A 9,767-nucleotide genomic window follows, 5' to 3' on the forward strand; every position below is an offset into this window, starting at 1 on the left:
CGGGATCGCGAGGTCCCGGGCCCGACGGCACGCGCGTCAGCCGGGGCCGTCCGCGTCGAGGGCGTCGGACGGCCGACGGCGGGTGCCGTGCTGCGAGCGTGCAACGGTTGCGCGCATCCCCTCACTCATGGCCGGGAACGCTGTATACCCTCAGACCCGAAACTTCTTCCGCACGGCCCGTCAGGAGCAGCGATGCACGGCCCCGGCCTTCCGCCGCAGCACGCCCCCCAGTCCACCGACGGGGGCGTGGTGGCACTGCGCGTGGTGTTCATGCTGCTGCCCATCCTGAGCTGCGGCTTCCTGGCCTGGGGTTCGATGCTGCGGCTCGCCCTGGTCACCCGCAAGTCCCGTGACTGGGTGCTGCTGGTGGTCAGCGGTGCGCTCGCCGTCCTGTGGATGACGCTGATCCAGCTCGACCCCACGCCCGACGTCAACGGCTGGCAGGGCAACCTCGGCGCCGGTGGCTCGATCTTCACCGGCTTCGCGATCTGCGTGTACTTCCTCGTCGCCGACATCAAGCACCACGAGGCCAGGAGGGCGGCGCTGCCCGCGTACGGGTACCCGTCCGCGCCCTACGCCCACCCGCAGCAGGCCTCGCCCGGCTACGGGTACCCGCACGCCCAGACGACCGTGCCCCAGCAGCCCGCTGCCGCGCCGGCCCCGCCGCAGGCGCCCCCGCAGCCGACCCCGCCGCCGCGCATCGGGCAGGTCCGCGCCGAGCTCGACGAGCTCAGCGAGCTGCTGCGCAAGCAGACACCGCCGCCCGGCGGCCCCTACCAGGACCCGAACCGGACCGCGATCCAGGACCCGAATCAGTGACCGACCGGCTCATCGGAGACCGCTACCAGCTGGCCTCCATCCTGGGGCAGGGCGGCATGGGCCAGGTCTGGACCGCGTACGACAAGCGCCTGGACCGCCGGGTCGCCGTCAAGCTGCTGCGCCCCGACAAGGTCGCCGGCCCCGGCACCGTCGCCGAGGAGCTGCGCCGCCGCTTCGTGCGCGAGTGCCGGGTGACCGCGCAGGTCGACCACCCCGGCCTGGTCACCGTGCACGACGCCGGCAGCGACGGCGACGAACTGTTCCTCGTCATGGGCTACGTCGAGGGCACCGACCTCGCCGACCACCTCGCCGAGCACGGCCCCTACCCCTGGCAGTGGGCGGTCGCCGTCGTCGCGCAGCTGTGCTCGGTGCTCTCCGCCGTGCACGCGGTGCCGATCGTGCACCGTGACCTGAAGCCCCGCAACGTGATGATCCGCCCGGACGGCACCGTGCTCGTCCTGGACCTCGGTGTGGCCTCGGTGATGGACACCGACACCACCCGCCTCACCAGCACCGGCACACCCATCGGCAGTCCCGCGTACATGGCGCCCGAGCAGGCCATGAGCGGCGCGGTCGGCCCGTACACCGACCTGTACGCGCTGGGCGTGCTGCTCTACGAACTCCTCAGCGGCAACGTCCCCTTCGCGGGATCCACCGCCCTCGGTGTGCTCCACCGCCACCTGTACGAGCCCCCGGCCCTGGTCCGCCCCAAGCGGCCGGAGATCCCGCAGGAGCTGGAGACGCTCCTGATGCGCCTGCTCGCCAAGGACCCGCAGGACCGCCCCGGCTCCGCGCAGGCGGTGTACGAGGCCCGCAAGCTGCTGGACCAGGGGCGGCTCACCCAGGCCGGGGACATCCTCGGCGGCATCCTCCCGGCGGCCGCCGCCGAGCACGGGGAGCACTCCCCGGTGGTCCGCTCCCTGCGCAAGCAGTACGCCGCCACGCTGATGGACGACGGCCAGTACCGCCGCGCCCTGCCGGAACTGCGCCGCCTCGCCGATGAGTTCCCGGCCGGCGACCCGCAGTCCCTGCGCTTTCGCTACGACGCGGCCCAGTGCCTGGAGCAGCTCGGGGAACCGGCCGCCGCCTTGGCGGAGTACCGCTCGCTCCTCCCGCTCTTCGAGAACCACTACGCCAACCCGGACCCGGGGCTGCCCCTGGAGGTCCGCCGCCGGATCGCGCACCTGCTGCTCTCCCTCGGCGACCGGCAGGCGGCCCACGAGACCCTGGCCCGGCTGCTGTTCGACGCGGACCGGCTGCACGGCCCGGCGCACCCCTTCCCCGCCGAGATCCGCCGGACCCTGCACTGGCTGGGTCAGGTGCGCTGACGCCGCTTGATCGCCAGGCCCGCCAGAACGACCAGGGCCAGTCCCGCCGCCGCGGCGCCCGGGAGCAGCCCCGGGGGGCGGAACGAGCAGCTGAGGGTGGTGGTGCGGCCGTCCAGGGGCAGGGCGACCAGTCCCAGATGGGCCGCGGCCGGGCGGCCGTTGCAGGTCCAGCCGGCGATCGCGGGCACGGAGAGGACCGCCGTGCCCGTGGCCCCCGCGGGCAGCTCGGCCCGGATCTGCGAGGAGCCGACGCGCAGGGAGGTAGCCGCCGTGGCGCGCAGGGTGGCCACCGCGGTGTCGAGGCGGGCGCGGTCCAGGCAGGACAGGGTCCACCGCGGGGGCGGGGCCGCGTCGAAGACCAGGGCCGAGGAGGCCCCGTGGGAGACGCCCATCGGCTGCAGGGCCGCCCGGTTGCGGGGGGCGTTGCCGTTCAGGCGGAAGGCCGGCCCGTCCGCGAGGCGGGCAGTCGCGTTGTACTCCGGGGCCCACAGGTAGGCCTCCGTGCCCGCGCGGCAGACACCGGGCGCGAGCGGGTCCTCGTACACCCGGGCGCCCAGCAGCAGTTCCTGGTTGGCGAAGGGGGAGTCGCCGTAGGAGACGGGTGCGCCGGGCGGGCGGGTCGTCACCAGCGGTGGGACCTCGGCGCGGCGGACCGTGCCGTCGGGCTGCAGGCGCGCGCCGACCGCGAAGAGGGCGTCCGTCACCGGGTTGTCGATGCTCTGGACGTTGCGGCCGCGCGAGGTCCAGCCGGCCCCGAGGGCGACCATCGTGTGCGTGAACACCTCCGGGGTGTGGCTGCTGTAGTACGAGCCGCCCTCCCCGCCCAGCAGCATCGGGTCGTTGCCCGACAGGGCGGGCCGGCTCGGGTCGGTGCGGTAGGCCGGCCAGCCCTCGGCGCCGGCCAGTGCCTCGGCGCGCGCGGTGTGGGCCGCCCCCCAGGACGGGTAGTCGTCGAGCCCCCCCAGTTTCCCCTTGTGACCGTAGGCGGTCGTCGCGGCCGCCTGGGCCAGCAGGACCGCGGCCAGCAGCCCGGCCGCCGGGAGCGCCAGCCGGTGGCGCAGCGCCCACCAGGCGGCGCCCGCCAGTGCCAGCCCGCCGGCGAACAGCGCGTACCCCCAGTCCGTCCCGAGCGTGCTCCCGCGCGCCCACAGCACGGCGGCCGCGAGCAGGCCCGCGCCCGCCGCCAGGGCCGGCGGTCGCGGCGGGCCCGCGGCCAGCCCGGTCCAGGCGGCGATCACGGCGATCCCGGCGAGCACGAAGGTCTGCCGGTACGGGCTTCCGTTCGGGGTCGCGAAGAGGTGCCAGGCCAGGTGGGCCGGGGCCCACTGGAGCGAGAGCGCCACGGCCACCGTCAGCCCTGCCCACCACAGCCGGGTGCGCACCGGTACCGCCCGGTGGAACGGCAGCGCGGCGACCAGCAGCAGGGTCCCGGTGCTCACGAAGACGGCGGGGGAGGAGAAGGAGTACGTCGCGGGCAGCAGCCGTGCGAAGAGGTCCGCCCAGGACACCGGCCGGAACTCCTTGACCCACCCCGGGTAGGCCCGGCCCGAGCTGAGGAAGAGGGGAACGAGCACCGGCGCCGCGAGCACGATCCCGAGCAGGGTCGTCCCGGCCGCCCGGCCGATCACCGCCGCCCGGGTCCGCAGGTCCTCCCGGGTCAGTACCACCCGTACCACCAGTACCAGCGCGGCACCGAGCGTCGCCATGTAGGCGGTGTAGAAGTTCGCCGTCCAGCAGACGGCGACGACGAGCGGCGCGAGCAGGAGCCGACGCCCGCGCAGGGCCCATTCGCCGGTCAGGCACAGCAGGGGGAAGGCGATCAGCCCGTCCAGCCACATCGGGTTGTAGGAGGCCTCGATCACCGACCAGCCGCACAGCGCGTACGACGCCCCGAGCAGGCCCGCCGCCCACCACGGGCCGCGTCGGTGGGTGCGCAGCAGCCAGGCCATCGCCGCCGCCGCGACCGCCGTCTTGAGCACGGTGACGACGTACACCGCGAGGTCTATGTCCGCGCGCGGGAAGAGCCCGACGAGGACGGAGAGCGGGCTGGTCAGGTAGGTGCCCAGGTCGGGCAGGAAGCTGGTGCCGTACCCGGACTGCCAGTTGAACAGCAGCCCGCCCTCCGCACGGCCGTGCAGGAGGTCCCACAGGTGCGCGTGGAAGGGTACGAACTGATTGCCGAGGTCGTTGATGCTGCGGTGGCGCGATCCGTACGGGAAGACGCGGGCGGCGGCGTCCCCTGCGCACACGGCCACCGCTGTGAGCAGGGCGGCGAGCGCCGAGCCGGACAGGCTCAGGCGGCGCGGCGAGCGGTGCTGTGAGCGGTGCGGTGTCGACATGGTGGGCCGACCCTGGCACCACCGGGGGACCGAAGGATGGCCGCCAGATGAACGCGCACCCCGACACCTCGGGAATCGTTGGTCGAACCGGTGGCTCGGACCACCCGGACTGCATACCATCGATCACCGCACGGCCCTTGTGCACCGACGCACAATCTCCCGGCCCTGGAGGCTCCTTTGCACCGTCGCACAGCGCTCTCCGTCTCCGCCGCCCTGCTCCTGGCGGCGCCCCTGCTGTCCGCCTGCTCGGGCGAGGCCCGGCCCGGCACCGCGGCCGTCGTCGGCGGCGAACGGATCACCACCTCCGCCCTCCAGGCCCAGGTCAACGACGTCCGCGCGGCGCAGAACCGCACCGGGCAGGCCGCCGCCGAGCTCATCGCGAGCACCCCCAACCTGGAGCGGCAGAAGCTCGACTCGATGCTCCAGAGCCACGTCATCGACAAGATGGCCGCGACCGCCGGGATCTCCGTCTCCGCCAAGGAGATCGAGGACGAGCGCACGGCGTACGTGGACGAGAACAAGGGGACCGAGCAGTTCGAGGCGCTGCTCCTGCAGAAGGGGGCCATGGCCCCCGGCCAGGTCGACCGCTTCCTGCGGGACCGGGTCCTGCTGACCAAGCTGACCGCGAAGTACGGCCAGGGGAAGCTGGAGGAGCCCGCCCGGGCCGCCGCGACCGACCTGCACATCGAGGTCAACCCGCGCTACGGCTCCTGGGACGTCAAGCAGATCAAGCTCGGCGTCGGCGAGACCCCCTGGGTCACCCAGTGGACCCGGCCCGAGCAGGCACCCGCCGGAGCCTGACGCGCCCGGCCGGAGGTAGGTTCGGAGGGTGACCGAGCACTCCGAGCCCACCGCCGCCGAGCCCACGGGCCGCATCGTCCTGCTGACCACCAGCCACCGGGTCGCCCCCGGCGTGCTGTCCTGGCCGGCGTGGCAGACCCTGCACGCCGCGGACCGGGTGCTGTGCGCCGATCCCGGCCACCCGCAGCTGCCGTACCTGCGGGAGGCGGGCATCGAGGTGGCGTTCGGTACCCCGGACGCGCACGAGCTGGTCGAGGCCTGCGCGGGCGGCCGCACGGTCGTGCTGCTCCCGAGCGGGGAGGGCGACCGGCGCCTGACCGACGGGCTGGCCCGGCTGGCCGGCTCGGGCCGTGTCTCCATGCCCGACCTGGAGCTGCTGCCCGGCTCGTACGATCTGCCCGGCGCGCGCCTGCTCGACCTGGTCCAGGTGATGGACCGGGTCCGGCGCGAGTGCCCGTGGACCTCGCAGCAGACCCACGAGGGCCTGGCCAAGTACGCGATCGAGGAGGCGTACGAACTCGTCGAGGCCATCGAGGACGGGGACCGGGAGGAGCTGCGCGAGGAGCTCGGCGACGTCCTGCTCCAGGTGGTCTTCCACGCGCGGATCGCGGAGGAGGGCGGCGGCGGTGACGAGGACGGCGAGGACGGCGAGGACGCCGCCGGGGCCTTCTCCATCGACGACGTGGCCGCGACCCTCGTGGAGAAGCTGATCCGCCGCCACCCGCACGTCTTCGGCGACGCGGAGGCCGAGACCCCGGAGGACGTGAGCGCGCACTGGCAGCGCACCAAGGCGGTGGAGAAGCAGCGGGAGTCGGTCACCGACGGGATCCCGGTGGGCCAGCCCGGTCTGGCGCTCGCGGCCAAGCTCGCGGGCCGGGTCCGTACGGGCGGCGTGGCCGTGGAGCTGCCCCGCGGCGAGGGCATCGGGTACGAACTGCTGGCCCTGGCGGCACGCGCCGAGGCGGCGGGGACCGACCCCGAGACCGCGCTGCGCGCGGCGGCCCGCGTCTACCGGGACGCGATCCGCGCCGCCGAGGGCGTCGGCGCGTAGAACCGGCGGGGTTCAGTCGCTCTCGTGGTCCTGGGGCGCGCGGCCCGCGGGGTTGTGCCAGTGCGGCGACGGGCGGTTCAGGAACCACTCGCCGAAGCCCAGCGGGCGGCCTCCGGGCCCCTGGCCCTTGCCGGCGGCGGGTACGGAGTCGTGGAAGAGGCGGCCGGGGCGGGCGCCCAGCTCCTGGAGGAGGTGGGCGGTCTCCTCGACGAACGGCGGCGGGCCGCTGAGGTAGACGTCCTGGTCCGGCCACAGGCCGCGGTGGCCGAGCGCGGTCGCGAGCCGGTCGGTGGCCTGGTTGCGGTGCTGCCCGGGGGCGGGCGTGATGTAGGTGACGCCGAGCCAGCGGCAGGAGGCGGCGTACGCGTCGATGAGCGGGCGGTCGTAGAGGTGCGCGCCGTCCCGCGCCACCACGAAGAGCCGTACGTCCTGATCGGGCGGATGTTCCGCGAGGTCCTCCAGCATGGCCCGGATGGGAGCCCAGCCGGTGCCCGCGGCGATGAAGCTGACGGGGCGGTCGGAGCGGCGGAAGGTCAGCCGCCCGCCGGCGACGCCGAGCCGCAGGACGTCGCCCGGCTGCGTTTCGCGGACCAGGGCGGTGCTGAGGCGCCCCCGGTCGATCCGGCTGACGTGGAGGTCGACGGTGCCGTCGGGGCGGGGGGCGTTGCCGATGGAGTAGGTGCGCCACGTCGTGGGGACCCGCTCGCTGCTCACGCTCGTGTACTGGCCGGGGAGATAGGGGAAGGGGGCGTGCGGCCGGAGCGTCAGCACGCCGATGTCCGGCCCGTACTGGAGGTGGCGCACGACCTCCGCGTCCCACCACGGCGGGTCCTCGCTCGCGTCGGCGCCGGCGATCATCGCGTCGGCGATCACCTGGTAGGCCTCGGCCCAGGCCTTCTCCACCCGCGGGGTCCAGGCCTCTCCGGAGGTCTCGGCGAGGGCGGCCAGGAGGCTGCAGCCCACGGCCGCGTAGTGCTCGGCGCGGGCCAGGAACTTGCGGTGGTCGCGCCCCAGGTCGTGTAGATAGGGGACGAGGCTCTCGTCGTCGGCATGGGCGATCACGTGGGTGAGCGCGGCGAAGAGGCGGTCCCGCTGCCGCTCCATGTCCTCGAAGGAGGCCGGGAAGAGGTCACGGATCCCGGGGTTGTGCCAGAAGAGGTGGGAGTAGAAGAACTTGACCGCGTGCTCGGCCCGCCTCTCCACCACCGCGAAACTGCTTTTCAAGATCCTCACATCCACAAAACCGAAAGTAGGAATGTCGGGGGAGGTGAGGTCAAGTGATGGGTGATCTGCGGACAGCCGCGACGAACGGGCCATATGGGACGGCGCTCCTGCGCCGGGATACGGTCGTGCCGTGCATGAGCAGACCCCCGCAGACCCCGCCGACACCGCTTCCGCCGAGGGCCCGACCCTCTTCGACTGGGAGTTCGCGACCGACCCCTACCCGGCCTACGCCTGGCTGCGCGAGCACTCTCCGGTGCACCGCACCAAGCTCCCCAGCGGGGTCGACGCCTGGCTGGTCACCCGGTACGCCGACGCCCGCCAGGCCCTCGCCGACCAGCGGCTGAGCAAGAACCCGGCGCACCACGCGGAGCCCGCGCACGCCAAGGGCAAGACCGGGATCCCGGGGGAGCGCAAGGCGGAGCTGATGACGCACCTGCTCAACATCGACCCGCCGGACCACACGCGGCTGCGGCGGCTGGTGTCGAAGGCGTTCACCCCGCGCCGCGTCGCCGAATTCACCCCGCGGGTGCAGGCGCTCACCGACCACCTGATCGACGCCTTCGCGGCGAAGGGGGAGGCGGACCTCATCCACGAGTTCGCCTTCCCGCTCCCCATCTACGCCATCTGCGAGATGCTCGGGGTACCGAGCGAGGACCAGGACGACTTCCGCGACTGGGCCGGGATGATGATCCGCCACGGCGGCGGTCCGCGCGGCGGGGTCGCCCGGTCGGTGAAGCAGATGCGGACCTATCTCGGCGAACTCATCCACCGCAAAAGGGATGATCTGGGCAATGACCTCATCTCCGACCTGATCCGGGCGAGCGACCACGGCGACCACCTCACGGAGGCCGAGGCCACCGCCATGGCCTTCATCCTGCTCTTCGCCGGCTTCGAGACGACCGTGAACCTCATCGGCAACGGCGTCCACTCCCTCTTCATGAACCCGGGCCAGCGCGAGCGCCTCCAGCGCTCCCTCGCCGCCGGCGAGACCGGGCTGCTGGCCACCGGGGTCGAGGAACTCCTGCGCTACGACGGCCCCGTGGAGCTGGCGACGTGGCGGTTCGCCACCGAGCCGCTGGCCCTCGGCGGGCAGCGCATCGAGGCCGGAGACCCGGTCCTGGTCGTCCTCGCCGCCGCGGACCGCGATCCCGAGCGGTTCGCGGAGCCGGATACCCTCGACCTCTCCCGGACCGACAACCAGCACCTCGGGTACGGGCACGGCATCCACTACTGCCTGGGCGCTCCGCTCGCGCGACTCGAAGGGCAGACGGCGCTCGCCACGCTGCTGACGCGTCTGCCCGATCTGGAACTCGCTGTTCCACCTCAAGACCTGCGCTGGCGCGGGGGGTTGATCATGCGGGGGCTACGTACTCTTCCCGTTCGGTTCGCGGCTCAAAACACTTGCACGGCTTCTGATGAAAAGTCAGATCCCGCTTGAACTTGTGACAATCGTTCGAAGGCCGCTAGGTTCTGCCGTTACCCCGCTGTTATGCGAAAGGTGCACCCTCATGCGTTCCGGGAACGGCCGCCACAGACGCCCCCGCCAGGTCCCCGCGCTGGTAGTCACAGCCGGAGTCACTGGCTCCGCGCTGGCTCTGCCGCTGCTAGCCGCCACCAATGCCACCGCTGCCGACACGGCGACCTGGGACAAGGTCGCCGAGTGCGAGAGCGGCGGCTCCTGGAGTGCCAACTCCGGCAGCGGCGCGTACGGCGGGCTGCAGTTCACCCAGGAGGAGTGGCAGAACGCCGGCGGACTCGACTTCGCCGAGCGGGCCGACCTCGCGAGCCGGTCCCAGCAGATCGCCGTGGCCGAGCGGGTGCTGGCCTCGCAGGGGCCGCAGGCGTGGCCGCTGTGCGCCACCTCGGCCGGGCTGGAGCAGCAGGGCCCCGCCGCCAAGGTGGACCCGGGCCTGCCCGGCACCTCCGGTCCGATCGCCCCCTCGCCGTCCCGCCCGGACGACGCGGTGCCGTCCACCACCGGCGGCGAGCCGGCCAAGGACTTCGGCGCCCCGACCCACGCGGCGCCCAGCCCGACCGGCAGCCCCTTCCTGATCCCCGACGCACCGTCCGTCGGACTGCCCGTCATGCCGGCGCCGGACGCTCCGACGACGCCGCCCGCCGACCCGTCCCAGCCGGCGCTCCCGGACACCCCGGGCACCACGCCGCTGCCGCCCGTCGACCCGACGGCTCCGACCCTCCCGGTGG

Annotated in this window: 8 protein-coding genes; 6 read left to right on the plus strand and 2 right to left on the minus strand. The window is 73.6% G+C overall.

Translation table 11 applies throughout. The features are described 5' to 3' along the window. Positions 1-192 precede the first annotated feature (192 nt). Positions 193-819: a hypothetical protein gene (locus tag PV721_RS20100; protein WP_319726298.1), complete on the plus strand. Its 627-nt coding sequence runs from the start codon at positions 193-195 to the stop codon at positions 817-819. Continuing rightward, positions 816-2,147, plus strand: coding sequence for a serine/threonine-protein kinase (locus tag PV721_RS20105; protein ID WP_319726300.1), 1,332 nt, complete (start codon positions 816-818; stop codon positions 2,145-2,147). The genes PV721_RS20100 and PV721_RS20105 overlap by 4 nt, the downstream gene beginning before the upstream one ends. On the opposite strand, the gene PV721_RS20110 is transcribed toward PV721_RS20105, so the two are convergent. Further along, complete coding sequence (locus tag PV721_RS20110; RefSeq protein WP_319726302.1) at positions 2,135-4,486, minus strand: YfhO family protein; 2,352 nt, start codon at positions 4,484-4,486, stop codon at positions 2,135-2,137. The two genes, PV721_RS20105 and PV721_RS20110, sit on opposite strands and share 13 nt — an antisense overlap. A 177-nt stretch (positions 4,487-4,663) precedes the next feature. On the opposite strand from PV721_RS20110, the gene PV721_RS20115 reads away from it, so the two are divergent. Together PV721_RS20115 and PV721_RS20120 are read left to right on the plus strand one after the other, a co-directional pair. Then, entirely contained in the window at positions 4,664-5,287 is a 624-nt protein-coding gene (locus PV721_RS20115) for a SurA N-terminal domain-containing protein (RefSeq protein ID WP_319726303.1), read from the plus strand. Positions 5,288-5,315: 28 nt separating this feature from the next. Further along, positions 5,316-6,338: a nucleoside triphosphate pyrophosphohydrolase gene (locus tag PV721_RS20120; protein WP_319726305.1), complete on the plus strand. Its 1,023-nt coding sequence runs from the start codon at positions 5,316-5,318 to the stop codon at positions 6,336-6,338. A 12-nt stretch (positions 6,339-6,350) separates the two neighbouring features. On the opposite strand, the gene PV721_RS20125 is transcribed toward PV721_RS20120, so the two are convergent. Beyond that, entirely contained in the window at positions 6,351-7,571 is a 1,221-nt protein-coding gene (locus PV721_RS20125) for a globin domain-containing protein (protein WP_319726309.1), read from the minus strand. Positions 7,572-7,692: 121 nt separating this feature from the next. Here PV721_RS20125 and PV721_RS20130 point away from each other — a divergent pair, with 121 nt between their 5' ends. Continuing rightward, a complete protein-coding gene (locus PV721_RS20130; RefSeq protein WP_319726314.1) occupies positions 7,693-9,000 on the plus strand; it encodes a cytochrome P450 in 1,308 nt (435 codons plus the stop codon). 70 nt (positions 9,001-9,070) lie between these two features. After that, a partial coding sequence (locus PV721_RS20135; RefSeq protein ID WP_319726316.1) for a transglycosylase family protein occupies positions 9,071-9,767 on the plus strand: 697 nt, incomplete at its 3' end.

The organism is Streptomyces sp. MB09-01, from assembly GCF_033794505.1.
Classification (GTDB): Bacteria; Actinomycetota; Actinomycetes; order Streptomycetales; family Streptomycetaceae; genus Streptomyces.

What these genes read in the sequence shown, in the direction of transcription:
- PV721_RS20110 (WP_319726302.1), bottom strand. Translation starts at nt 4,486, where the DNA reads ATGTCGACACCGCACCGCTCACAGCACCGCTCGCCGCGCCGCCTGAGC.
- PV721_RS20100 (WP_319726298.1), top strand. Translation starts at nt 193, where the DNA reads ATGCACGGCCCCGGCCTTCCGCCGCAGCACGCCCCCCAGTCCACCGAC.